The following is a 22,568-nucleotide window of genomic DNA, read 5'->3' on the forward strand; positions in this document are numbered from 1 at the left end:
GACGGGAATGGCGGAGCAGGATCTCGACCGCAACGAAGCGGCCACCCCCTACAAGCTGCAGAAAGCCCGGGAGAAGGGGCAGGCTTCCAAGAGCGCGGACGTCGTGTCGGCCGTGGTACTGGCGGTGGCCGTGGCTTACCTCAGCTCGCAGGGCGCCGACATGGCGCTGGCGCAGTTCCGGCTCGACCGCATGGTGTTGCTGCATGGCGCGTTCGCCGATCCGGGCGGGGCGGGCCTGTGGCCGCTGGTCTCGCGCCTGCTGCGCGACACGCTGCTGTGGCTGGCGCCCTTCCTGGCCGCGGTGGTGCTCGCTGCGGTGCTGGGCAATGTGCTGCAGACCGGTCCCATCTTCTCTTTCGACCCGGTCACGGCGGATTTCAGCCGGCTGAACCCCGCCAACGGGTTCAAGCGCGTGCTGTCGATGCGCTCGCTCTTCGATGCCGCGCGGGCCAGCGCCAAGCTGCTGCTGCTGTCGGGCATGGCCTATTACGCGCTCGAGGATCTTTCGACGCAGTTCTACAGCCTGGCGAGCCAGTCGCCGACCAGCTACCTGCACCTGCTCGTCGCGGACCTGGGCTCGCTGGGTTTCCGCATGGCGCTGCTGCTGGCCATCATCGCGGCGCTGGACTGGATGTTCACCCGGCGTGAATTCGCCAAGAAGATGCGCATGAGCCGGCGCGAGATCAAGGACGAGCACAAGCAGCGCGAAGGCGACCCGCGCGTGCGGGCCCGCATGCGCGATTTGCGCCGCGAGGCGCGCAAGCGCAGCCAGTCACTGCGCCAGACGCGCAATGCGGATGTCGTGCTCACCAACCCCACGCACCTGGCCATCGCGCTGCGGTACGTGCATGGCGAGATGGATTCCCCGCAGGTGGTCGCCAAGGGGGCCGGGCACCTCGCGGCCGCCATGCGCGAGATCGCGGCCCGCCATGGCATTCCGGTGGTGCGCAGCCCGGCCCTGGCCCGGCGCCTGTTCAAGGAGCTGGACGTGGAGCACTACGTGCCGCCGCAGCTGTTCGCCGACGTGGCCCGCATCATCGTGTGGGTGTTCGCCATGCGGGAGCGCCGCGCGGGCATGGCCGCGGGAGGCGTGGCATGAAGGCACTGGAGCGTTTCTTCGGACGGCACAGCGACATCGCCATGGTGCTGCTGGTGCTGGGCGTGCTGGTGGTGCTGTTCGCCCCCATCCCGAGTCCGCTGCTGGACTTCCTCATCCTGACGAACTTCAGCTTCGCGTTCCTGATCCTGCTGCTGACGTTCTACATGGCCCGGCCGGTGGAGTTCTCCACCTTCCCGTCGCTGCTGCTCATCGCCACGCTGTTCCGGCTTTCGCTCAACGTGGCCGCGACGCGGCTCATCCTCTCCGACGGCGACGCGGGGCGGGTGATCGGCGCGGTCGGCTCCTACGTGGTCGGCGGCAACTACGTGATCGGGCTGATCGTCTTCCTGATCCTGATCGTCGTGCAGTACGTCGTGGTCACGAACGGCGCGCAACGCATTTCCGAGGTGGCGGCGCGCTTCACGCTGGACAGCATGCCCGGCCAGCAGATGAGCATCGATGCCGACCTGAACATGGGCTTCATCGACCAGGCCGAGGCACAGCGCCGGCGCAAGAACATCGAGAAGGAAGCTGCGTTCTACGGCGCGATGGACGGCGCCAGCAAGTTCGTGAAGGGCGACGCGATCGCAGGCATCGTGATCCTGCTGATCAACATCGTGGGCGGGCTGGTGATCGGCGTGATGCAGCACAAGCTGCCCTGGGACCAGGCGCTGCGCACCTATTCTCTGCTGACCATCGGCGATGGCATCGTCACCCAGGTGCCGGCGCTGATCATCGCCGTGGGCACGGGCATCATCGTGACCCGCTCCGCGTCCGACGGCAACCTGAGCCAGGAAGTGCTGCGGCAGATCACCTCCTTTCCCAAGACGCTGCTGCTCGTGGGAGCGGCGCTCACGGGCCTGCTGTTCCTGCCGGGCATCCCGGCGCTGCCGACGCTGGTGCTCATCGCGGGCGTGGCCGCCGTCGCCTGGGTGGTCTATCGCGGCGCCGCGCGCCAGCCTGCGGACGGCGCGGCGGCGGCGGGCGATGCACAGGATGCGGATGGCCCGGCGGACACGGCCAAGACCGACGACGACCCCTACGCCTCCCTGCAGGTGGAGCCCATCGAGGTCCATGTGGGCAGCCAGTGGGCCGCCATGGTGAACCAGCCGGGCAGCGTGCTCATGGACCGCATAGTGTCGTTCCGCAAGCAGCATGCGCAGGACCTGGGCCTCGTGCTGCCGCGCGTGCGCTTCAAGGATGCCGTGCGGCTGGGGGCGGACCGCTATGAGATCCACCTGGACGGCGTGGTGTGCGGGCGCGGCGAGGTCCGGACCGACAAGGTGCTGGCCATCCACCCGGCGGGCAAGATGGACGGCGTGCCCGGCGAGCCCACGCGCGACCCGACCTATGGCCTGCCGGCGCTGTGGATCGACGAGCAGCAGCGCGCCGCCGCCGTGACGGGCAAGTACACGCTGGTGGATGCGCCCACGGTGTTCATGACGCACCTGACGGAAGTGCTGCGGCGCGAGTCCGCAACGCTGCTCACCCGCGCCGAGGCCGACCGCCTGCTGCAGCGGGTGCGCCAGCAGCAGCCCAGCCTGGTGGAGGAGCTCATTCCCACCGTGCTGTCGGTGAGCGACGTGCAGAAGGTGCTGCAGAACCTGCTGCGCGAGAAGGTGTCGATCCGGCACATCGACGCCATCCTGGAGACCCTGGCCGACGCCGGCCGGCAGTCCAAGGACGCCGCCTACCTCACGGAGATGGTCCGCCTGCGCCTGGGCCATGCCATCTGCCAGGGCCTGGTGGGCGAAGCGAACGCACTGCACGTGATCACGCTCGACCCGGCCATCGAGAGCCAGCTGCTGCAGAACATCCAGGCGGCCCAGGCCGGCGTGAGCGCGCAAGAGGGTGCTGCCGCCCCCGCGCCCGGCTTCGTGCTGGAGCCGCGGCTGGCCGAGCAGATCATGGTCAAGCTGATGCAGCAGGCCGAACGCATGATGAAAAGCAACCTGCTGCCCGTGCTGCTCTGCGCGCCGGAACTGCGCCGGCATGTGCGGGCGCTGTCCGAACGCATGATGCCGCACCTGCGGGTGCTGTCGATGGCGGAGGTGCCCCATGCCATCGAACTCAAGTCCTACGCCGTGGTGGCGCTGTAGCGCGCCACTCCACCGTTTTTCGCACCGGATATTTTTGACACCATGCAGGAAGTACTCGCCCTCGCTCTGCAGTCCATGCAGTCGGACATGCAGCGGCTCGACCGGATCGGCACGAACCTCGCCAACGCGCTGACGCCGGGCTACCAGCGCGAAGTGGCCGCGGCACGCCCGCTGGCCTTCGCCTCGGTGGTGGGGGCCATGGAGCGCACGGCGACGGCGGCGGGAACAGGAGCGCCGTCGATCGCTCCGGCGCCCGGCCTGCTGATCCGCACGGATTCGCGCCCCGGCAGCCTCCGGTCCACGGGCCAGGGCCTGGACGTGGCGCTGGCAGGGCCGGGATTCTTCGAAGTCAGCACGCCGGAGGGCCCGGCCTATACCCGCCAGGGCGATTTCCGCCTGGACGGCCAGGGCCGGCTGGTCACCGCGATGGGCCATCCCGTCATGGGCCGCGGCGGCGAGATCTATCCCGGCAGCGCCGCGCCGCGCATCGACGCCGCGGGCAACCTGCTGGCACCGGAAGGCTCCGGCGCGGGTTCTGCGCTGCCGCTGGCCCAGCTGAAGATCGTGCAGCCCGAAGGCTCCGCCCGCATGGCGCACACCGGCAACGGGCTGATGCGCGCCGAAGGGGCGGTCGCCCTGGTGCCGGAGGCGGATGTCCAGGTGCGGCAGGGCTACCTCGAGAACTCCAACGTCAGCTCCATGCAGGAGATGGTGCAGCTGGTGCAGACCATGCGGCACTTCGAATCCATGCAGAAGGTCGCGCTCGGCTACGACGAGATGACCGGCCAGGCCATCCGCAAGCTCGGGGAGCTGTCCTGACGCGCGGACTCGCCGCCTCCATCGCCGGCCCGGGCAGGGCCGCTCCATCACTTCCAGGATTCTTTTTTCCATGTTCGATGCTTTGTATATCGGCGCCACCGGAATGCAGGCGCAGCAGCTCAATGTCGAGACGATCGCCAACAACCTGGCGAACGTGAACACGACCGGCTACAAGCGGGCGCGCGTGAGCTTCTCCGACCTGGTGGCCCGCGACCCCGCGCGCACGGCCGCGCTGGCTGACGCCACGGACGCCGGCCTGCTGCAGCCCGCGCCGCGCCTGGGCACGGGCGTGGGCATCGCCAGCGTGTCCCGCCTGTTCGACACGGGTGATGCCAAGAAGACCGACGCACCCTTCGACATCACGGTGCAGGGGGATGGATTCTTCGAGGTGCTGATGCCGGACGGTACCTCGGCCTATACCCGCGGGGGCACCTGGAAGGTCAACAAGGATGGCCAGCTCGCCACGCTGGCCGGGCTGCCGCTGAAGCAGGCGATCCAGATTCCGGACGATGTCCAGGCCCTGCTGGTGCAGCCCGACGGCCGTGTGCAGGCGCGCGTGGCCAACCAGCCCAACGCGCTGGACCTGGGTCGTATCGAGCTCGTGCGCTTCACCAGCCCCCAGGGGATGCTGGCGCAGGGCGACGGCATCTACCGCAGCAGCAGCGCGTCGGGCGAAGCGATACCGGTGCGGTCGGGCGACGAAGGTGCCGGCCGGATCGCCCAGGGCTACCTGGAGGGATCCAACGTGAAGATGGTCGATGAGATGGTCAACCTCATGGTGGCGCAGCGCACCTACGAGGCCAATGCCAAGATCGTGCAGGCCGCCGATGAGATCCTCGGGCTGGTGAACGGGCTGCGCCGATGAGCGCGCGACGTGCACGCAGGCCCCTGGCGGCCCGGGGCATGGCTGCGGGAGGCGCCGTCGCGCTCGCCGCAGCGGCCTGGTGCGGTGCCGCGCAGGCGGTGCCCGGGGGCGATGCGGGGGCGCCGCTGCTGCGCGTGGCGCTGCGCCCGCAGGTGCAGGTGCAGCGGCCGGACGTGCGGCTGGGCGATGTGGCGCTGCTGAGCAGCCCCGACCTGGAGACGCTGCGGCGGGCGATGGCCGTGCCGCTGGGGCAGGCTCCCCGCCTGGGCGAGCCGGTGGCGCTGGATGGCGGCCGGCTGCGGATGTGGCTGCGCAGCCGCACCGGGCTGCGGGACGAGCAGATCGAGTGGGAAGGCGCCGAGGCGACTTCCGTGCGGATGGCCGTTCGCGAGGTGGCGGGCGATGCCGTGGCCGCGCAGGCCCGGACGGCCCTGGCCGCGCATCTGGAGGGCATCGCCCGGCAGAGGGGGTTGGTGCAGCCCCGCGTGGAACTGCAGCCGGTCTCGCTGCCCGCAGCGCTGGAAGTGCCGGCGGCCGATGCGGTCCTGCGCGTCCGGCCCCTCGCGCAGGTGCCGCTGGCGGCACGGATGATGGTGTGGGTGGATGTCTTCTCGGGCGAGCGGCACGTGCGCGCCATCCCCGTGCGCTTCGAGGTGGCCCTGTTCGCGATGGCGCCCGTGGCGCGGCAGGCGCTGGCCGCCGGCAGCGACATCCCCGCGGACGGAGTCGTCGTGCGCGAAGTGGATATGGCCCGCCTTCCGTCGTCCGCTGCGCCGGCCGCATGGCCCGTGCAGGGCGGTGGGCAGGTAGCGGTGCAGGCCCGCAGGCGCTTGTCGGGCGGCGACGTGGTCACCGAGGACCGGATCGGCCCGGCGCCCGCCGTGGCCCGGGGCCAATGGGTGCGGCTGACGGCGCGCGCGGGCGATCTGGCGCTGGAGAGCCGCGCGGAGTCGCTGCAGGACGGCCAGGTCGGCCAGGTCGTGAAGGTGCGTCCGCCGCATGCCGGCGAAGCGCTGCTGGCCCGCGTGGTCGGACCCGGCCAGCTGGAGCTGCAGCCATGACGGCGCCGATCACACTGCGGCCGCGCGGCCGCATGGGAGCGCGCATCGCTGCGGCGTTGTGCTGGGCGGCCCTCGTGGCTGCGGGCGCGGCGCGCGCCGAGAGCCTCTACCAGGAGCAGACCTATCGCCCGCTCACGGCCGACAACCGGGCGTTCCGGGTCGGCGACGCGCTGACGGTGCAGGTTTTCGAGAACTCCAGTGCTACCACCAGCGCCGACACCGGCACGCGGCGCGGCAACGGCCTGTCGGCAGAACTGTCGCACCGCAGCGGTACGGTGGGGCAGACGGGCATCGGGGTGAACGGTACCTTCGACGGCGGCGGCCGGACGCAGCGCACCAACCGCGTGCTGGCGACGTTGACGGTTTCCGTGCAGGAGGTCCTGCCCAACGGCGACCTGCGGGTGGCGGGCGAGCAACTGCTCACCGTCAACCAGGAGCCGCAGAAGGTCACGCTCGAAGGCCGGGTGCGGCCGTTCGATATTTCCGACGGCAACGTGGTGCTGTCCACCCGCCTGGCCGATGCCCGCATCAGCTACGTGGGCGAGGGGGATATCGCCGAGCGCAACCGGCGTCCCTGGTGGCGCAACCTGCTCGACATGATGGGGTTCTGAGATGGGGCAACGGATACAGGCGTGGGCGGGCAGGGTGCTCGCAGGCTGGCTCTCGGCACTGGCGCTGTGCGGCGCGGGCATGGCCCATGGGGAGCCCGTGCGCGTGAAGGACCTGGGCAAGCTGCAAGGGTGGCGCGAGAACGCGCTGGTCGGTACCGGCATCGTGACCGGCCTGGCCGGCACGGGCGATTCGCCGTCCAATCGCGGCACGCGGCAGGCGCTGTCGAATGCGATGTCACAGTTCAACCTCAACATCGCACCCGAGCAGATCCAGAGCCGCAACGTGGCGGTGGTGATGGTCAGCGCGGCGCTGTCGCCGTTCTCGCGCGAGGGCGACACGCTGGATGTCACGGTGAACTCCGTCGGCGACGCGCGCAGCCTGGTCGGCGGCAGCCTCGTGCTCACGGCCCTCAAGGCCGCCAACGGCCGCGTCTATGCGCTGGCCCAGGGGCCGCTGTCCGTGGGGGGCTACCGCTACGACGCCAACGGCAACGTGGTGCAGAAGAACCACCCGACCGTCGGCTCCATCCCCGGCGGCGCGACGGTGGAGGTGGGCGTGACCGCGCAGATGGTGTCCGAGGACCACCGGATGACCTTCGTGCTGAACGAGCCCGACTACACCACGGCCAACCGCGTGGCGGAAGCCTTCAACCGCCGCTATGGCGCCGGCATGGCGCTGGCGCGCGATGCGTCCGGCATCGACCTGCAGGTGCCGGAGGCGCAGCAGCGGCAGCTCGTGGCGTTCGTCGCCGCGCTGGAGGCGATCACGGTGGAGCCGGACCGCCGGGCCAAGGTGGTCGTCAACGAGCGCACGGGCACCGTGGTGTCCGGCGGCGACGTGCGCATCTCGAAGGTGGCGATATCGCACGGCGACCTGAAGCTGTCCGTGCGCAACGAGACCACGGCGTCTCAGCCCTACTTCATCGGCGAGGCGGGTGACGGCGTGCGCACGGCCCTGGTGACCAACACCCGCGTGGACGTGGACGAGCGCAACGGCCCCGGCTTCGTCACCGGCAGCACGACCGTCGCCGACCTGGTGCAGACGCTGGCGCGGCTGAAGACGCCGACGCGCGACATCATTTCCATCCTGCGCGCCGTGAAGGCCGCGGGGGCGCTGCACGCCGAACTCCTTATCCAGTAATCCTGAAAAGAGCGAACCATGACCGAAGGCATCGAAGCGATCACGCAGGCCAGCCTGTCCCTGGCGCTGGACGCCGCATCCCTGCGGCACCAGGCCATCGCCCGCAACATCGCGAATGCGTCCACCGAAGGATATGTCCCGGTGGACGTGGATTTCGCCGCTCAGATGGAGGCCGCGCGCGGGCAGCTCGCCGAGGGGCGCCGGCTGGACGCGGCCCAGCTGGCCCCGATTGCGGAAGAGGGCGTTCGCATGCGCCCCATGGTAGGGCCGGACGGCCTGCCTGCGCGCGTGCAGCTGGACACGGAAGTCGCGCGCATGGCGCAGAACGCCGTCCATTACCAGGCCCTGCTCAAGGGGCTGTCGCGCCACATGGCCATCCTGTCTTCCGCCGTCTCAGACGGCAAGCGCTGATTTTTTTCCCGGACCGATTTCTCCCCAGTACCCGCCCATGGACTATTCACAAGCTTTTGCCATCAGCGCCAGCGGCATGACGCTGGAGCGCACGCGCGTCGAGGTCGCGTCGCTCAACCTCGCCAACGCCAACACCGTGGCCGGCCCGGAAGGCAGGACCTACCAGCCGCTGCGGGTGGTGTCCCGCGCTTCCTTCGGCGACACGGTCGCCCAGGGCCTGGCCGCCGTGCCGACGGCCTCGGTGGAGCCCACGCTCCAGCCCCCGCGCATGGTGTACGAACCCGGCCATCCGATGGCCGACGGCCGCGGGTTCGTGGCCTATGCCGGGGTGGACCCCGCCACCGAGATGGTGACGCTCATGGGGGCCATGCGTTCCTACGAGGCCAACGTGGCGGCGATGAACACGTCGCGCAACATGGCCCTGAAGGCCCTGGAGATCGGGGGCAACGCATGAGCGCCGATGCCATCGCCGCCATCGCGGCATCCGCGCTGCCGGCCATCGCCGAGCCGCAACCCGCCTTCGCAGCCGTCGGGCCCGCCGCTTCTGCAGGCGCGGCTGCGGTGCCGGGTGCAGGCTTTTCGGACATGGTCGCCCAGGGACTGGGACGCGTCAACGAACAGTTGCTGACGAGCCAGACGGACCTGCAGCGCCTGGCCGCAGGCGACGCGCAGAACCTGCACCAGGTGATGATCCGGCTGGAGGAGAGCCGGCTGTCCTTCCAGCTCATGATGCAGGTGCGTGGACGGCTCCTGGAGGCCTACCAGGACGTGATGAGGATGCAGCTGTGAACCTGCGATCCGCAACCCGCCACATCGAGCAACGCATCGGGAACTCCGCACCATGAACGCTTTCTGGGAGGGCCTGGGCCGCTCCGCGCGCGCCGGTCTGGTGGCCGGCGCCATCGCCATCGTCCTGCTGACCGCCGCCCTGGCATGGTGGCTGATGCGGCCCGACTACCAGGTCCTTTTCTCGGACCTGAAGCCACAGGATGCGGCGGCCATGAGCGCCGAGCTGGACAAGCTCAAGATCCCCTACCGCTTCGACGAGGCGAATGGATCGATCCTGGTGGACCGGCCGCAGGTGCATTCCACGCGCATCAAGCTGATGGGCCAGGACATGCCGCTGCATGGAGCGGTGGGGTTCGAACTGTTCAACAACACCGACTTCGGGATGACCGAGTTCGCCCAGAAGATCAACTACCAGCGCGCGCTGCAGGGCGAGCTCACGCGCACCATCCTGTCGCTGTCCGAGATCCGCGACGTGCGTGTGCACCTGGCCCTGCCGGAGCAGGGGCTGTTCAAGCAGGCCCACGCCCGCCCGAAGGCCGCGATCACGGTGACGCTGCGCGAGGGCCGGGTGCTGCGCCCCGAACAGGTCAGCGGCATACAGCGGCTGGTCGCCGCCGCGACGCCGGGCATGACCGCCCAGGACGTGACGGTGGTGGACCGGCAGGGCGTGGCGCTCAGCCGCCCTGCCGATGAGGGCGCAGATGCCGCCGCGGGCATGGCGGGTGGATCCGGCCGCCTGGAACTCAAGAAGGACACCGAGGCGCAGTTGGCCCGCAAGGCCGCGGCGGTGCTGGACCGCGCGTTCGGCCCGGGCCAGGCCATGGCCAGCGTGGATGTCACGCTGAACATGGACCAGGTGCGCATCACCACGGAAGATGTGATTCCCGCCCCCTCGCGCACGGCCGACAGCCGGGGCGTGATCGTGAAGGAGCGCGAATCCGTGCGCGACGGCGGCCAGGCGCCGCTCGATGCCGCGCGCGCCGGGAGCGGCGCGGGGGCGAGCACCCAGCGGGAGGTGGACTACCAGGTCGGCCGCCGGGTGGAGCAGGTGGTGAGCCAGGCGGGCGCTGTTCGCCGTATCCAGGTGGTGGCAGTGGTCCGCCAGGCGCTGGACGCCGCACAGGAAGACAAGCTGCGCCGGCTGCTGGCGGCCGCGGTGGGCGCGAACCCGGACCGGGGTGACCTGGTCGTGGTGCAGTCCCTGCAGGCACTGGTGCCGTCCGCGGCCGCGGACGGCGGAGTCGCCGCGGGTGCCGGCGCGCCCGAAGCTTCCGGCCAGGCGCCCGGTGCGCTGCAGGACATCGAGACGGAGGCCGCCGGGCAGGCCGATGCAGCGGGGCAGGGCGCAGCCGTTTCCCGCGCCGGCCTGGAGTTGTGGTGGGCCGCTGCCGGCACCGGGCTGCTGTTGCTGTTGGCGGGCGCGGGGCTGGTTGCCACGCGCCGCCGCGCTCCGGCTTCCAGCGCGCCAGGCCGTCGTCTGAGCGAGGCCGAGCGCGAGGCGGCCCTGCGCAAGGTGCAGGCCTGGATGCGTGCGGGCGACACCGCGCCGGCACCCGGGGCTGCAGGAGGGCACGGCGCATGAACCTGCATTTCCCGGGGCTGGCGGAGCCGTCCGCGCCCTCGTCCCCGGCGGCGCAGGCGCGCCGCGCCGCGCTGGTGCTGCATGCCATGGCGCCCGCGGACCGTGCCTGGGTGCTGGAACGCATGGAACCTTCGCAGCGCGATGCGCTGCAGGTATTGCTCTCTGAGCTGCAGGCGCTCGGGATCCCGCCCGATCCGTCCGGGCTGGACGAACTGGGGGCAGCCGCGCCCGACTCGATCGCCGCCGGGACGCTGCCACCCGGTGAGGCAGCATCCTCCCGGCCGGAGGCCGACCCGCTGATGGCGCTCGGCGCCCCCGGCATCGCGCTGCTCGCGCGTGCCTGGCGCGCCCAGCCTCCCCTGATGGTGGCGCAGGCCCTGTGCCTGCGTCCCTGGCCCTGGCGCGCCGCGCTGCTTGAGCAGTTGCCCGCCCTCCAGCGCCGGCGCGTGATGGACCTGCTCGGCACCGTTTCCAGCGGGCCCTCCGCCGCACCGGCCCTGGCATCCGCCATGCTGGGCGGCATGCGGCGCTGCTGCGAGGCGCCTGCGGTGACGGCGGCCGGTGCCGGGCAGGGCGATGGCCGGGCTGTCGGAAACCGGGCGCCCCGCCGGTTCGGCAGCTGGCGTTGGCCCTGGCGTCGCAAGGAGGGCGCGGCATGAGCGACGACGTGAAGATCCTGCGCTCCGCCGCGTGGCGCGGGCAGGCCGTTGCCGTGGGCAGGCCCCGTGGCGCGGGAGCCGGGCAGGCGGTGGCTGTGCCCGCGGCCATGCTGCCGCCGGCGGCCCTGGCCGAAGCGGCCGTATCCGTTCCGAGCCGTACCGCGTCCCATGGGCTGGCTGCAGGTCCGGACCGTGCAGCTATGCCTTCCGCCGGCGCCCCGGACGCCGCTCCCGCCGCCGAAATCCCGGCCCAGGACCTTGCCCGCATGCAGGCCCAATGGAAGGAAGAGGGCCGGCGCGCAGGGCACGCGCAAGGCCTGGCCGAGGGCCGACGCATGGTGGACGAAGACATCCAGGCGCGGGCAGAGGTGCTGGCACGCGATGTGGTGGCCGAACAGGTGCGCGAGGCGATGGAGCAGGTGCGCGCCTCGGAGCAGGCACAGAAGCACGGCGAGGCTCAGCAGCGCCAGTCCGCCGCGCAGGAGGTTGCGAGGCGCACCGAACGCCTGGAGCAGCTGGCCGGACAGCTCGCGCAGGAATGGACGCGCTTCCTCCAGGGAGCGGAAGACGACATGCTGGACGTCATCTTCGAAGCCGTCTGCCGCATCGCCGGAGACCGTGCCGTCACCCGCGACGGCGCGCGGGAAATGCTGGCCCGGTCTCTGGAGGCGTGGCATGGGCGGCATCCGCTGAGCGTGCACCTGCACCCCGACGATGCGGCGATCCTCAAGGAGGACGCCGCCACGCTGGAAGTGCTGGCGTCGCGGGGATTCGACGCCGGTCGCGAGCGTGTGCGCTGGGTGGCCGACCCGGAGGTCCGCATGGGCGGCTGCCTGCTGCGCTCGGCAGAAGGCGCGCTGGACGCCCGGCTGGAGCGGCAGTTGCAGGCCCTGGCGGCACGCCTGGCCGAGGCGCGGGCCGGACGACGGCAGCAGGCCGCCGGCGCCGGTGGTTCCGTAGGCGGGGAAGCAGCATGAACGCCCGGTTGCCCACCCCGCTGGCCGGATTGGCGTCCTATCGGGATGCCGTGCGCGATGCCGAATTGACGCGGCGCATCGGCTGGGTGCGCCATATGCAGGGGCTGGCCATCGAATCCCAGGGACCGGATGCGACCGTGGGCGAGTTGTGCCGTATCCACCCGCGTTCCGGCGCCGCGGATGACCGGCATTCCGGGGGCGGCGTGCTGGCCGAGGTGGTCGGCCTGAGCGGCGACCGCCTCACGCTGATGCCCTATGGCAGCCTGCAGGGCGTGGCCGCGGGGGCGGAAGTGGTCGCGCTCGGCCGCCGTTCGGATTTCGGCGTGGGCCCGGGCCTGCTGGGCCGCGTGATCGATGGTTTCGGGCACGCGCTCGACGGCCTGCCCGACCCGGTCGCGCCGGTGATGCGCCCCTTGCATGCCAGGCCGCTCAATCCCCTGCAGCGCCCCCGCATCCACCGGGTGCTGCAGACGGGCGTGCGTTCCCTCGATGGGCTGCTGACGCTGGGCCAGGGGCAGCGCGTGGGCATCTTCGCGGGCAGCGGCGTGGGCAAGAGCACGTTGCTGGGCATGATCGCCCGGCATGTCAGTGCCGATGTCAACGTGATCGCGCTCATCGGCGAGCGCGGCCGGGAGGTGAAGGAATTCATCGACAAGCAGCTGGGCGAAGGGCTGAAGCGCTCGGTCGTCGTCGTCGCGACCTCCGACCAGCCTGCGCTGGCGCGGATCCGTGCGGCGCATGCCGCCGTGACCATCGCGGAGTACTTCCGCGACGCGGGGCAGCAGGTGCTGCTCACCATGGATTCGGTCACCCGCCTGGCCATGGCCCGGCGCGAGGTGGGACTGGCGGCCGGCGAACCGCCCACTGCCCGCGGCTATACGCCGTCCGTGTTCGCGGAACTGCCCCAACTGTGCGAACGCTGCGGGACAGCCCCTTCGGGCGGGGCCATCACGGCGCTGCTCACCGTCCTTGTCGAGGGCGACGACATGAACGAACCCATCGCCGACAGCCTGCGCTCCATCCTGGATGGGCACGTCGTGCTGTCGCGCGACATCGCGCATGAAGGGCGCTACCCCGCCATCGATGTGCTGCGCAGCGCGAGCCGGCTGCTGCCGGACCTGACCACCGCGGAGGAGCGGGAGCTCGTCTCCGACGCAATGCGCCATCTGGCGCTGCTGCACCGCAACCGCCAGCTGGTGGACATCGGCGCCTACGAAAAGGGCGCGAATCCCGCGCTGGACCAGGCCCTGGCGCTCGCTCCCGGGCTGCAGGCCTGGCTGTGCCAGCAGGAAGGCGGCGTGCCCCGTGCCGAGGGCCTGCGGGCCCTGCGCGCGCTGCTGTGGCCCGACCGGCCGCCGGCTGCCCATCCCGCTGCCGCTCCCGCGCCTTCCGCGCCCCCGGCGAAAGCGCCCGCAGCGGCCGCGCAGAACATGCCGCACAAGTTCAGCTACTCGCTGGGCGCCGCGGCCAGGGGAGGCCAGCGATGACGCGGACCGCGGCCCCCGCGCCGGCCTCCGTGGACCTGCGCGGCTTCACCTATCCGCTGGAGCCCTACCTGCGCAAGCAGGAGTGGCAGCTCGAGCGCCTGGAAGCCCGGCTGGCCCGGTTGCTGCAGGACATTGCCACGGCGGTGGAGCAGGGCCGCGCGCTGCAGGCACAGTTCGATGCCCAGGCGCAGCAGATGCAGCAATGGACGCAGGCGCGGCTGGACCCCCGCCTGCACCAGCGCGGGCTCGCCTATCTGGCGGATGCGCGTCGCCGCATCGCGGACCATGCTCGCGAACTCGAAGCGCTGCACGCACGGCGGGTGGCGCTGAAGGCCGAGTGCATCGCGCAGCAGCGCACGATCGACGGACTGCAGGAGCACCGTGCGGATGCCGTGCGCGATTACGCGCTGGAAGCGGTACGCCTGGCGGCCGCGGAAGCGGACCGCGACTGGATCGGGCGGATGGCGCTGCGCGCCGCATCGTCCGCCCACGCGCCGGAGGTGATGGAATGAGCGGCATCGACACGGCCATGGCGGGCCTGCTGGCGGGGCCGGGCGCCCGCAGTGCGCGGGATGCGGCTGAAGGTCGCGAACCACCGGGGCTTTCGCCGTCCCTGCGCCAGGCGTGGCTGCGCGAGATGGAGCGTGCCCAGCTGGCCGGATGGTTCCAGCCTTTCAACCCGGCGGCCGTGCTGCAGCCCTCCGGCGCGGCGGCCCGGCCGGCCCAGGGCCTGCCCACCGCGATGCCATCTGCCGTGCGCGCGGGAGGTGGGCTGCCCGCCGCGTACCGGCCGATGCCGGCGCCCTCGGCGGACCAGGGTGGCGTGCCGGTCTCGCCCGCCAGGGCGGCTGCGTCGCGCCCCGGGGCGGGCGCACCAGGCACCGCATCCACCAGCCCTTCCGCGGCTGCAGGTGGTGTCGCCGGACCGATGCATTCCGGCGACGGTGCCGCGGGCGTGCCGGACCGGGGCGGGAGCGACGGCATGCGTGCGGTGCCTGCCACGGGGGCCGGCGGTGACGCATGGCCGCATCCGGCCCCGGCCGGCGCATCCGCGCCGATGCCCCTGGCCAGTGCGTTCGCGGGCCGCGGCGCTGCGGCATCCGCGGGTATCGCTGCGGTTGACCAGGCCACGGCGGCCATCGGCAGCGGCGCCGTGGACGAGGCTTCAGCCATCGTGGAGCGCGCGGGGGGGCCTGCCTGGCGGCCGGACGGCATGCGTTCTTTGGAGGTTCCGTCGCTGTTGGCTCTGGCGACTGCCTCAACGTCCGCACCCACGGAGCCTGGCGAAGGCCAGACGGAGCGCAGTGGTCGTACCGCACCGGGTGCCGCACGGGCCCTGCCTGCCGAAGCGCAGCGTTCCACCGGCATGCGGGTGCATGCCCAATGGTCCGATGCGGGCGCCCAGCTCTGGCTCGGGATGGACGGCACCGCGGACCAGGTCGGCTTCCAGGCCGCCGCCGTCGTTCCTTCGCTGGAGCGCGCCTTGCGCGAGCAGGGGCAGCGGCTGGTGCGCGTGGTCTGCAATGGCCGCGTGGTGTTCGACGCCTTCGCGCCGGCCTCGCGGCAGGCCGCCGGCCCGTCCCGCTTCACCGATGTGTTTTCCACCGCCGCGCAGCGCATCGCGCCGCGTGCGCGCAACGTTTTTTCTTCTTCCATTTTCCAGGAGGGCAACCCATGAGCATCAACGGCATCAGCAGCACGACACCCAGCCTGCGCGCCAACGCGCTGGGCCAGGAGGACTTCATGAAGATCCTGCTGACCCAGCTCACCTACCAGGACCCCATGAAGCCGATGGACAACCAGCAGTTCATGGCCCAGATGGCCCAGTTCACGAGCCTGGAGCAGACGCAGCAGCTCAACAGCAAGATCGCCACGCTGATCGGCAACCAGGCGGCGCTGCAGTCGGTCGGGCTGATCGGGCGCACCGTGGACGTGAGCTCCACCAGTGGCACGCTGACGGGCACCGTGGTGTCGCTGTCGCTGTCGGGCGAGTCGCCGCTGATCACGCTGCGCACCAGCGCCGGCTCCACCCTGCAGGACATCAGCCTGAGCCAGATCCTGGCCGTGCGCTGAGCACCCGCTTTCTCCCAGGAATCCAAGGAGTTTCCATGATCGAGTCCATCTACGTCGGCATGACGGGCCTCTCCAGCTTCTCGCGCGGGCTGCGGGTGATCGCCAACAACACCACCAACCTCAACACCCCCGGGTTCAAGAGCTCTTCGCTGCGCTTCTCGGATGCCTTCTATGCCGGCGGCGGCTACGCCGGGCGACAGTTCGGCCAGATGGGCTACGGCGTGAGCACCATGGGCACCTCGATGTCCTTCAAGTCCGGGGAACTGCGGCAGACGGGCAACGGCCTGGACCTCGCCATCGACGGCCAGGGCATGTTCATGCTCAAGGGCGCCGACGGCAGCATCCGCTACACCCGCGCGGGGCAGTTCCAGTTCAACCGCGACGGCACGCTCGTCACCCAGGGCACCGGCGCCAAGGTGATGGGCGTCGGCGCCGATGGCGCCCCTTCGGAAATCAGCATCGCCAATCTGAAGACCTCCGCCGGCAAGGCGACCGCGGTGGCCAAGTTCACCGGCAACCTGTCGAGCTCCGGCACCGACCAGACTGTGAGCGGCGTGCGCGTCTATGACGCTGCGGGCGGCGAGCACCTGCTGAGCGTCAAGCTGACCAACACCAACAGCACCACCCCGGGCAGCTGGAAGGTCGAGCTGATGGACGGCAGCACGCTGGTCGGCACCAGCCAGCTGGTCTTCCAGGACGGCAAGCCCACTGCGGCCACGTCCAAGCTGTCGTTCACGTACACGCCGGCGGGGCAGTCCGCCGTGCCGCTGACGCTCGACTTCAGCGCGGACGTCACCTCCTTCGCGTCGGGCACGCTGTCCACCCTCGCGTTCGCCTCGCAGGACGGCTTCGCGCCGGCCGAGCTGAGCTCGGCATCCTTCGATGCCACCGGAACCCTGGTCCTGACCTATGCCAACGGGCAGACCGCCAAGGGCGCGCGCCTGTCGCTGGGCCGCTTCGACACCAGCGATGCCGTGGGTGCCGCCGGAGACAACCAATTCGAAGCACTCGACGGCAGCGCCTGGCACACGGGCGTGGCCGGCGGCGCCTTCGGTTCAGTGCGCTCCGGCTACATCGAAATCTCGAACGTCGATCTGTCGCAGGAGTTCAGCGACCTCGTCATCATGCAGCGCGGCTACCAGGCCAGCTCCCAGGTCATCTCCACCGCCAACGAGATGCTGCAGGAGCTTTTCTCCATGAAGAGCCGCTAAGCCATGGGTGCCAGGACGGATCGGCCGCCGCAGGCCGGGGAGTGGCTGTCGCCGGAGGCTGCGCGCATGCAGGCCAGGCCGCTGCGCGCCTGGAGCGCCGCCCGGCAGGCGGTGGTGCGCGATGCCTGCCAGGGCGCCTATGGCGCATGGTGCCGCGACTGGGGATTGGTGGAAGCGCCGGTGCAGGTCGTGGAAGCCGGCATGGCCCCGGATGCGCTGGGCCGCGCCGCCGCTGCTCAGGCGCTGCGCGGGTGGCTGTTCGGCGATGCCGCGGCGTCCAGCGCGACCGATGGGCCGGACATGGCCGCGGACATCGCTGCCCAGGCCTGGTCCGCCCTGCAGTCCGCGCTGGAGGGGCTGGCCCCCGAGGCACGCGAGTCCCGGGAGGCCCGGGAGGCCGCCGAGGCACCGGCCGCATGGTCCGGCGCACTGGCCTTGCTGTTTCCCTGGGGCGGCAAACCCTGGGCCTGGCGCCTGGACGGCGACTGCGTGGAGGCCCTGCTGGGCCGGCACGAACCTCCGTCCTCCGGCGGCGCGGCACGCACCGGGCAGGAGCCTGCCACGCCGCGCTCCGCGCTGGCACCGCTCGACCAGGCCCTCCGCGGCCACCCTGTGGCGATGCACATCCACCTGCAGCCGCTCACCCTGAGCCTCGGGCAGTTGCAGTCGCTGGCCTTGGGCGACGTGATCGCGCTCGACCACCCGCTGGCGTCGCCCGCCGCTGCCCGGCTGGCGGCCTCCGGCCTCGAAACCCCGCAGCCACTGTGCGCGGCCTGGCTCGGCCAGTCCGACGGCCGTCTGGCGGTCGAACTCCATCCCGACGCCTCCTGAACCGTTTTCCGCTTTTTCCGCCCTTCCGTATGCCGCAACCTTCCTCGACCCCGGGCACCGTGCCCACCCCGGCCCCGTCCAGCACCGCGCCGCAGGTGCAGCCCATCGCGCTTCCACCGCTTACCGAACCCGCAGCCACCGCGGCTACGGAGCCGCTGCTCCCCAGCTTCCAGCCCTTGCACCAGGTCCGGACCACGCTGCAGGTCTGCGTCGGATCGGCCACCGTGACGGTCGGCGATCTGCTCGCGGCCCAGGCGCAGCAGGTCCTGGTGCTGGACCGCGGCGTGGACCAGGCCGTGGATCTCGTGCTGGAAGGGCAGGTGGTGGCACGGGGGTTGCTGGTCGCCGTGGGCGACCGGTTCGCCGTGAAGCTCACCGAACTGCCCGCGCCCCTCAGCCTGCAGCCCTCCGCCGCCTGACGCCATGGCATTGCCGGAATCGATCCCGCTGCGCCGGGAGCCCGAAGGGGCGGGCGCGCCGGTCCCCGCGGCCGAACTGGCCTGGATGGGGCTGTTCGTCTTCCTGATCGCGCTGAGCGTGGTCGCATGGCGCAAGCACCGGGCGCGGAACGGAACGCCACGGGTGCCCGCGCCCCGTGGATCGCTGGGCCGCTGGATGGCCCGCGTGCAGCAGCGCTCCGGACGGGCCGTGGAACTGGTCTCGAGCACGCGCCTCACGCCCCAGCACAGCCTGCACGAGGTGCAGTGGCAGGGGCGCCGTCTGCTGGTCGGCTGCGCGCCGCAATCGATCTCCGTGCTGTCGGAGTCGCCCGCGCCCGGGACGGCCGAGCCCGGCCACCCGGATCCGCCGGCGGCGGAGGTGCGATCTTGAGCCGCCTGCAAGCTTCTTCCTTTGCCGGCATCCGGGGCCGCATGCGCCGCGCGCTGTGCGCCGGGGGCGCCGTGGCCCTGCTGCTCGGGGCCTGTGGCGCCGCGGCGGCCCAGCAGGCCCCGGCGGCGGCGTCATGGCTGGGCGGATCGGACACCTCGCAGGCCGTGCGCATCGTGATCGGTCTCACCGTGCTGGCCGTGCTGCCAGCGCTGCTCGTGTGCATCACCAGCTTCCTGCGCATCATCGTGGTGCTGTCCATGCTCCGGCATGCGATCGGCATGAACGAGACGCCGCCCAATACCGTGCTGATCGGCCTGGCGCTGTTCCTCACGCTCTTCACCATGTCGCCCGTGCTGGAGCAGGTGAACCGCGAAGCGCTGCAGCCGTTCATGTCGGGCAAGCTGGGCATGGAGCAGGGCCTGAACAAGGGCATCGCGCCGCTGCGCGATTTCATGGTGCGCCAGACCCGCGAGCAGGACCTCGCGCTGATGGTGGAGCTGTCCAAGGCGCCGCCGCCGCAGTCCATGGACGACATCAGCAACGTGCAGCTGATTCCGGCCTTCATGCTCTCGGAGCTGCGGGCCGCCTTCCAGATCGGCTTCGTGGTCTTCCTGCCGTTCCTGCTCATCGACCTGATCGTCTCCAGCGTGCTGATGGCGCTGGGCATGATGATGATGCCGCCGACGACGATCGCGCTGCCGGTCAAGATCCTCATGTTCATCCTGATCGACGGCTGGAGCCTGCTGCTCAAGGCCCTGGTCGGCAGCTTCCATTGAGGCAGCCGCGGCCATGCAGTCCTGCGCCGACTCCCAGGCCGCATCCGCTGCCCCGCTATCGCCCGAGGGCGAGGCGGCGCTGTGGCTGCGCTGGCGGGAGCAGGGCGACGGGGCGGGCAGGGCCGCGCTGATCGAGCACTACCTGCCGTACGCGCGCATGCTCGCGGCCGTCAGCTTCAAGTCGCGCTACCACGATGGCGTGGAATTCGCCGACTACCAGCAGCTGGCCTGCATCGGTCTCATGGAAGCCGTGGACCGCTACGACCCTGGACAGGGCGCCCACTTCCGCACCTATGCCACCCACCGCATCCGCGGCGCGATCCTGAGCGGGCTCGAGCGGTTCACGGAAACCGGCCAGCAGGCCGCCCTGCGCAAGCGCCTGGAGCGCGACCGGCTGGAAGCCGCCGCGGTATCGGCAGGCATGGCGCCGGAAGGCGCCCCGGAGCCCGCCAGCCCCGCCGGGGCAGGGCGTTCCGCGCAGGAACTGCTGGCTTGCCTGGCCGAGATCGGCATCGGCCTGGCGCTGGGCGTGCTGCTCGAAGGCACGGGAATGATCGGAAGCGGCGAGCCCGAGGGCGCGCCCCAGGACCTGTCGCCCGAGGTAATCTACTTCCGCAAGCGCGAGCAGCAGCACTGGCAGGTCCTGCTGCGCGATCTCGTCCAGCGCCTGCCCGAGCAGGAGCGGCGCGTGATCCGCTGCCACTATCTGCAGGGCATGCCCTTCGACGAGGTGGCATGCCTGCTGGACGTATCGCGCAGCCGCATATCGCAACTGCACCGCCGGGGCCTGGCACGCCTGCGCGACGCGCTGGCCCAGGCGCCGCCCTGCGATGTGGCCTGGTAGCCGGTCTTCCCGGCCTGGCGCGTCGTCCCTTTTTCGCGGATTTTCCGAGCACTGATTCCATGACTTCTTCTTGCCTTTCACCCGACGCATCCCCCCAGCTCGCGCGGCTGGACCGCCTGGAAACCTACCTGCGCGATGACCCCGCCAATGAATCCCTGCTGGCGGAGGCGTTCTCCGCGGCCTTGCTGTGCGGGGCCTGGGACCGCGCGGAATTCCACCTGCGCCATGCACGCGCCCTCTGGCCGGAGTCGCTGGCCTGGCTGCTGCGGGAGTCGGAGGCAGCGCTGGCCCGGGGCGACATGGACAGCGCGCGCCGCAGCCTGGCCGGCATGCAGGCACTGCCGGGCACCCCGCCGGCCTTCGCCGATGCCGTGCTGCACAACCTCGCCTTCGTCGATTTCCAGGAAGGCCGGTACGCGGAATGCGTGGAACGCCTGGCTCCGCGCATGGATGCACTCCTTGAAGGGAAGGGGGCGGCCACGCCGACCGCAATGGATGCCTTGTGGCTGAGGGCATTGCACCGCGCGGGCAACATGGAGCGCGCGGTGCGCTGGGCGGCCTCGCGCGAGCAGGGCGGCGCCCTGGCACCGGCTGCGGCCGGCATCGCCGGACTGGCGGCGCTCGATGCCGAGCAGGTGGCCGACGCCGCCCGGTGGGCGGAGCGGGCCCTGGCCGCCGGGGCCGAAGCGGTCACGACCGAGGCGCTGGTCACCCGTGCGTCCCTGGCGCTGGGCGAGGCGGACGCCGCCACGGCCGGCGCCTATGCGCAGGCCGCCCTGGAGCGGCAGCCCGGCGATGGCCGAGCGCGCTCCGCGCTGGCCTTCGCGCAGATGCTGGCCGGCGACGCGGCGGGCGCGGTGCAGCAGTTCCACGCTGCCCTGTCCGCCATGCCAGGCCATATTGGAACCTGGCACGGCCTGGGCTGGGCGCAACTGGTGCAGCGCGACCTCGACGGCGCCCTGGCGAGTTTCGAGCAGGCCCTGGCCCTGGACCGCAACTTCGGGGAAAGCCATGGGGGCCTGGCGGTGGTCCTCGCCCTCCGGCAGGACGAAGCCGCTGCCCGGGAGCATATCGAAAGGGCCGCCCGGCTGGGCGGCAGCAACCTGTCCGGCCGCTTCGCCGAGGCCATCCTGCGCGGAGAAGCCTCACCGGACCACTTCGCGCGCCTCGCGGAGCGCCTGCTCGGCAGCCAGGCTGCGCCCGGCGGTGCCGGCATGCTGGACGTGGTGATGCGCGCGCTGCGCGCCAGGCGCTGAGCCGCGTCTAGGCCTGGTCTAGGTCTGGTCTAGGTCTGGGCCGATGCCTCCAGCAAGGCATCGGCGGCCGCATCGCAGGCGCTGCGCAGATCCGGGTCCGCGTACATCTGCGCGGTCACCTGCTCCACCAGTCCGTCGAAATCGGCCGGGTCCTGCAGCAGGCGGCCGAACTCGTCCCGCAGCGTGGCTTCCATGAAGATGCGGAACGCCTTGCGCCGCCGTTCCGGATCGTCGTGCCGGATCGCCCGCAACCGCGAATTGGCAGAGGCGGCGCCGGCTCCCGGCTCTCGCGCTCCGCGTTCCGGCTCTGCTGCCTTTGCCGAGGCGGGCGAGCCGTCCGGCCGCGGCCGTCCCATCTGCTCCAGCCGGGCGCGGAGCAGGGCGCTCCACTGGACCGTCGGATCGATGCGGGTCAATGCACGGGCCCCTGTTGCTGGTAGTTGGACAGCAGCACGTGCGTGGCTTCCTCGTCGGCCGCCGCAGCGTCGCCGGAGTCCGGCACAGGGGCAGCGGACCCTTGCCCCAGCGCATCCATGCGCGCCAGCACCAGGCGGATGTCGGCGGACATGGGCGGGTGCTCGGTATTGCGCTCCAGGCCGGCCTCGAAAGCCGCGCGCGCGTGGGCGAAATCATCCCCGGCCAGGGCCGCGAACCCGCGTATCCAGTGGGGCAGCGGGCTGTCGTCGCCCAGCGCCAGCAGCGGTTGCCAGGTGAGCAGGGCGGTGGAGGCGCGCCCGGCGCTGAACTGCAGCAGTCCCAGCTGGTAGCGGGGAATCGGCCATTGGGGCGCGAGCAGCACCGCCTGGCTGAAACACTGCTCCGCCTCGTCCACCCGGCCCTCGGTCGCGTATTCGGCCCCCATCAGGAAATGCGGCACGGCGGAATCAGGCTGTTCGCGGGCCGCCTGCCGGAAGAGCGCGACGGCCTCCTGCACGTGGCCGGCGGCGCTGGCGGCCAGGGCGCGCTCCAGCGCGGGAGTCATCGGGGCGGAAGAGTTGGACATGGTGGCGGCTTCCAGGGGAAGCATGGAACAGGAAAAAAATCGGTCGCACAGCATAGCCGTGCCAACCATATATCCACACCGTGGGCGAATTGTTGAGTGCGAGGTGGTATTGCCACTTTATCCCAGTGGGTTATAGGGCCTCC

The 22,568-nt window shown here is 71.3% G+C and carries 26 protein-coding genes; 24 read left to right on the forward strand and 2 right to left on the reverse strand.

Features of this window, described 5'->3' with window-relative positions:
* The first annotated feature begins 7 nt into the window (after positions 1-7).
* The 24 genes from T336_RS0111465 to T336_RS0111580 all read left to right on the forward strand — a co-directional run bounded on the left by T336_RS0111465 (position 8) and on the right by T336_RS0111580 (position 21,422).
* A complete protein-coding gene (locus T336_RS0111465) occupies positions 8-1,099 on the forward strand; it encodes an EscU/YscU/HrcU family type III secretion system export apparatus switch protein (RefSeq protein WP_026432642.1) in 1,092 nt (363 codons plus the stop codon).
* The gene (gene flhA / locus T336_RS0111470; protein ID WP_026432643.1) at positions 1,096-3,198 is read left to right on the forward strand and encodes a flagellar biosynthesis protein FlhA; all 2,103 of its coding nucleotides are present in this window, start codon (positions 1,096-1,098) and stop codon (positions 3,196-3,198) included. The genes T336_RS0111465 and flhA overlap by 4 nt, the downstream gene beginning before the upstream one ends.
* Before the next feature lie 42 nt (positions 3,199-3,240).
* Positions 3,241-4,017, forward strand: coding sequence for a flagellar hook-basal body protein (locus T336_RS0111475; RefSeq protein ID WP_026432644.1), 777 nt, complete (start codon positions 3,241-3,243; stop codon positions 4,015-4,017).
* 70 nt (positions 4,018-4,087) lie between these two features.
* Positions 4,088-4,882 carry a flagellar basal-body rod protein FlgG gene (gene flgG / locus T336_RS0111480; protein ID WP_026432645.1) on the forward strand — a complete coding sequence of 265 codons (795 nt, stop codon included), beginning with the start codon at positions 4,088-4,090 and terminating at the stop codon, positions 4,880-4,882.
* Positions 4,879-5,943 (forward strand): flagellar basal body P-ring formation chaperone FlgA, encoded by a 1,065-nt coding sequence (flgA, locus tag T336_RS25060; RefSeq protein WP_156957840.1) that lies wholly within the window; start codon positions 4,879-4,881, stop codon positions 5,941-5,943. The genes flgG and flgA overlap by 4 nt, the downstream gene beginning before the upstream one ends.
* A complete protein-coding gene (locus T336_RS0111490; RefSeq protein WP_244883920.1) occupies positions 5,940-6,554 on the forward strand; it encodes a flagellar basal body L-ring protein FlgH in 615 nt (204 codons plus the stop codon). The genes flgA and T336_RS0111490 overlap by 4 nt, the downstream gene beginning before the upstream one ends.
* A gap of 1 nt (position 6,555) precedes the next feature.
* Entirely contained in the window at positions 6,556-7,695 is a 1,140-nt protein-coding gene (locus T336_RS0111495) for a flagellar basal body P-ring protein FlgI (RefSeq protein ID WP_035225763.1), read from the forward strand.
* 18 nt (positions 7,696-7,713) lie between these two features.
* Complete coding sequence (locus T336_RS0111500; protein WP_026432648.1) at positions 7,714-8,106, forward strand: flagellar basal body rod protein FlgB; 393 nt, start codon at positions 7,714-7,716, stop codon at positions 8,104-8,106.
* Positions 8,107-8,143: 37 nt separating this feature from the next.
* Positions 8,144-8,560 carry a flagellar basal body rod protein FlgC gene (flgC, locus tag T336_RS0111505; protein WP_026432649.1) on the forward strand — a complete coding sequence of 139 codons (417 nt, stop codon included), beginning with the start codon at positions 8,144-8,146 and terminating at the stop codon, positions 8,558-8,560.
* Complete coding sequence (fliE, locus tag T336_RS0111510) at positions 8,557-8,895, forward strand: flagellar hook-basal body complex protein FliE (protein WP_026432650.1); 339 nt, start codon at positions 8,557-8,559, stop codon at positions 8,893-8,895. Before flgC ends, fliE begins: the two co-directional genes overlap by 4 nt.
* A 52-nt stretch (positions 8,896-8,947) precedes the next feature.
* Complete coding sequence (gene fliF / locus T336_RS0111515; RefSeq protein ID WP_026432651.1) at positions 8,948-10,477, forward strand: flagellar basal-body MS-ring/collar protein FliF; 1,530 nt, start codon at positions 8,948-8,950, stop codon at positions 10,475-10,477.
* Entirely contained in the window at positions 10,474-11,136 is a 663-nt protein-coding gene (locus T336_RS0111520; RefSeq protein ID WP_026432652.1) for a hypothetical protein, read from the forward strand. Before fliF ends, T336_RS0111520 begins: the two co-directional genes overlap by 4 nt.
* On the forward strand, positions 11,133-12,113 hold the full coding sequence (locus tag T336_RS0111525; RefSeq protein WP_026432653.1) for a FliH/SctL family protein: 981 nt from the start codon (positions 11,133-11,135) through the stop codon (positions 12,111-12,113). The genes T336_RS0111520 and T336_RS0111525 overlap by 4 nt, the downstream gene beginning before the upstream one ends.
* Positions 12,110-13,600: a FliI/YscN family ATPase gene (locus T336_RS25065; protein ID WP_084151409.1), complete on the forward strand. Its 1,491-nt coding sequence runs from the start codon at positions 12,110-12,112 to the stop codon at positions 13,598-13,600. The genes T336_RS0111525 and T336_RS25065 overlap by 4 nt, the downstream gene beginning before the upstream one ends.
* Positions 13,597-14,112, forward strand: coding sequence for a hypothetical protein (locus T336_RS0111535; protein ID WP_026432654.1), 516 nt, complete (start codon positions 13,597-13,599; stop codon positions 14,110-14,112). Before T336_RS25065 ends, T336_RS0111535 begins: the two co-directional genes overlap by 4 nt.
* Positions 14,109-15,278: a hypothetical protein gene (locus T336_RS0111540; RefSeq protein ID WP_026432655.1), complete on the forward strand. Its 1,170-nt coding sequence runs from the start codon at positions 14,109-14,111 to the stop codon at positions 15,276-15,278. The genes T336_RS0111535 and T336_RS0111540 overlap by 4 nt, the downstream gene beginning before the upstream one ends.
* Positions 15,275-15,673, forward strand: a complete 399-nt coding sequence (locus tag T336_RS0111545) for a flagellar hook assembly protein FlgD (protein ID WP_026432656.1) — start codon at positions 15,275-15,277, stop codon at positions 15,671-15,673. Before T336_RS0111540 ends, T336_RS0111545 begins: the two co-directional genes overlap by 4 nt.
* A 35-nt stretch (positions 15,674-15,708) precedes the next feature.
* Positions 15,709-16,884, forward strand: a complete 1,176-nt coding sequence (locus T336_RS0111550) for a flagellar hook protein FlgE (protein WP_026432657.1) — start codon at positions 15,709-15,711, stop codon at positions 16,882-16,884.
* Positions 16,885-16,887: 3 nt separating this feature from the next.
* A complete protein-coding gene (locus tag T336_RS0111555) occupies positions 16,888-17,715 on the forward strand; it encodes a FliM/FliN family flagellar motor switch protein (RefSeq protein WP_026432658.1) in 828 nt (275 codons plus the stop codon).
* Between the two features lie 29 nt (positions 17,716-17,744).
* Positions 17,745-18,134, forward strand: a complete 390-nt coding sequence (locus T336_RS25745) for a FliM/FliN family flagellar motor switch protein (RefSeq protein ID WP_051647127.1) — start codon at positions 17,745-17,747, stop codon at positions 18,132-18,134.
* A 4-nt stretch (positions 18,135-18,138) separates the two neighbouring features.
* Complete coding sequence (locus tag T336_RS0111565) at positions 18,139-18,546, forward strand: flagellar biosynthetic protein FliO (protein ID WP_026432660.1); 408 nt, start codon at positions 18,139-18,141, stop codon at positions 18,544-18,546.
* A 41-nt stretch (positions 18,547-18,587) separates the two neighbouring features.
* Entirely contained in the window at positions 18,588-19,322 is a 735-nt protein-coding gene (gene fliP / locus T336_RS0111570) for a flagellar type III secretion system pore protein FliP (RefSeq protein WP_084151410.1), read from the forward strand.
* A 13-nt stretch (positions 19,323-19,335) separates the two neighbouring features.
* On the forward strand, positions 19,336-20,166 hold the full coding sequence (locus tag T336_RS0111575; RefSeq protein WP_035225768.1) for a sigma-70 family RNA polymerase sigma factor: 831 nt from the start codon (positions 19,336-19,338) through the stop codon (positions 20,164-20,166).
* Between the two features lie 59 nt (positions 20,167-20,225).
* Complete coding sequence (locus T336_RS0111580; protein ID WP_026432663.1) at positions 20,226-21,422, forward strand: tetratricopeptide repeat protein; 1,197 nt, start codon at positions 20,226-20,228, stop codon at positions 21,420-21,422.
* Positions 21,423-21,451: 29 nt separating this feature from the next.
* Here T336_RS0111580 and T336_RS26640 read toward each other — a convergent pair whose 3' ends face one another.
* Together T336_RS26640 and T336_RS0111590 are read right to left on the reverse strand one after the other, a co-directional pair.
* Positions 21,452-21,838: a hypothetical protein gene (locus tag T336_RS26640; RefSeq protein ID WP_156957841.1), complete on the reverse strand. Its 387-nt coding sequence runs from the start codon at positions 21,836-21,838 to the stop codon at positions 21,452-21,454.
* Positions 21,835-22,425, reverse strand: a complete 591-nt coding sequence (locus tag T336_RS0111590) for a tetratricopeptide repeat protein (RefSeq protein WP_026432664.1) — start codon at positions 22,423-22,425, stop codon at positions 21,835-21,837. Before T336_RS0111590 ends, T336_RS26640 begins: the two co-directional genes overlap by 4 nt.
* Between the last annotated feature and the right edge of the window lie 143 nt (positions 22,426-22,568).

Source organism: Paracidovorax oryzae ATCC 19882 (assembly GCF_000687165.1).
In the GTDB taxonomy this organism is placed as follows: domain Bacteria; phylum Pseudomonadota; class Gammaproteobacteria; order Burkholderiales; family Burkholderiaceae_C; genus Paracidovorax; species Paracidovorax oryzae.

Coding starts and splice junctions, on each gene's coding strand:
- T336_RS0111465 (WP_026432642.1), top strand. CDS start 8: ATGGCGGAGCAGGATCTCGACCGCAACGAAGCGGCCACCCCCTACAAG.
- flhA (WP_026432643.1), top strand. CDS start 1,096: ATGAAGGCACTGGAGCGTTTCTTCGGACGGCACAGCGACATCGCCATG.
- T336_RS0111475 (WP_026432644.1), top strand. CDS start 3,241: ATGCAGGAAGTACTCGCCCTCGCTCTGCAGTCCATGCAGTCGGACATG.
- flgG (WP_026432645.1), top strand. CDS start 4,088: ATGTTCGATGCTTTGTATATCGGCGCCACCGGAATGCAGGCGCAGCAG.
- flgA (WP_156957840.1), top strand. CDS start 4,879: ATGAGCGCGCGACGTGCACGCAGGCCCCTGGCGGCCCGGGGCATGGCT.
- T336_RS0111490 (WP_244883920.1), top strand. CDS start 5,940: ATGACGGCGCCGATCACACTGCGGCCGCGCGGCCGCATGGGAGCGCGC.
- T336_RS0111495 (WP_035225763.1), top strand. CDS start 6,556: ATGGGGCAACGGATACAGGCGTGGGCGGGCAGGGTGCTCGCAGGCTGG.
- T336_RS0111500 (WP_026432648.1), top strand. CDS start 7,714: ATGACCGAAGGCATCGAAGCGATCACGCAGGCCAGCCTGTCCCTGGCG.
- flgC (WP_026432649.1), top strand. CDS start 8,144: ATGGACTATTCACAAGCTTTTGCCATCAGCGCCAGCGGCATGACGCTG.
- fliE (WP_026432650.1), top strand. CDS start 8,557: ATGAGCGCCGATGCCATCGCCGCCATCGCGGCATCCGCGCTGCCGGCC.
- fliF (WP_026432651.1), top strand. CDS start 8,948: ATGAACGCTTTCTGGGAGGGCCTGGGCCGCTCCGCGCGCGCCGGTCTG.
- T336_RS0111520 (WP_026432652.1), top strand. CDS start 10,474: ATGAACCTGCATTTCCCGGGGCTGGCGGAGCCGTCCGCGCCCTCGTCC.
- T336_RS0111525 (WP_026432653.1), top strand. CDS start 11,133: ATGAGCGACGACGTGAAGATCCTGCGCTCCGCCGCGTGGCGCGGGCAG.
- T336_RS25065 (WP_084151409.1), top strand. CDS start 12,110: ATGAACGCCCGGTTGCCCACCCCGCTGGCCGGATTGGCGTCCTATCGG.
- T336_RS0111535 (WP_026432654.1), top strand. CDS start 13,597: ATGACGCGGACCGCGGCCCCCGCGCCGGCCTCCGTGGACCTGCGCGGC.
- T336_RS0111540 (WP_026432655.1), top strand. CDS start 14,109: ATGAGCGGCATCGACACGGCCATGGCGGGCCTGCTGGCGGGGCCGGGC.
- T336_RS0111545 (WP_026432656.1), top strand. CDS start 15,275: ATGAGCATCAACGGCATCAGCAGCACGACACCCAGCCTGCGCGCCAAC.
- T336_RS0111550 (WP_026432657.1), top strand. CDS start 15,709: ATGATCGAGTCCATCTACGTCGGCATGACGGGCCTCTCCAGCTTCTCG.
- T336_RS0111555 (WP_026432658.1), top strand. CDS start 16,888: ATGGGTGCCAGGACGGATCGGCCGCCGCAGGCCGGGGAGTGGCTGTCG.
- T336_RS25745 (WP_051647127.1), top strand. CDS start 17,745: ATGCCGCAACCTTCCTCGACCCCGGGCACCGTGCCCACCCCGGCCCCG.
- T336_RS0111565 (WP_026432660.1), top strand. CDS start 18,139: ATGGCATTGCCGGAATCGATCCCGCTGCGCCGGGAGCCCGAAGGGGCG.
- fliP (WP_084151410.1), top strand. CDS start 18,588: ATGCGCCGCGCGCTGTGCGCCGGGGGCGCCGTGGCCCTGCTGCTCGGG.
- T336_RS0111575 (WP_035225768.1), top strand. CDS start 19,336: ATGCAGTCCTGCGCCGACTCCCAGGCCGCATCCGCTGCCCCGCTATCG.
- T336_RS0111580 (WP_026432663.1), top strand. CDS start 20,226: ATGACTTCTTCTTGCCTTTCACCCGACGCATCCCCCCAGCTCGCGCGG.
- T336_RS0111590 (WP_026432664.1), bottom strand. CDS start 22,425: ATGTCCAACTCTTCCGCCCCGATGACTCCCGCGCTGGAGCGCGCCCTG.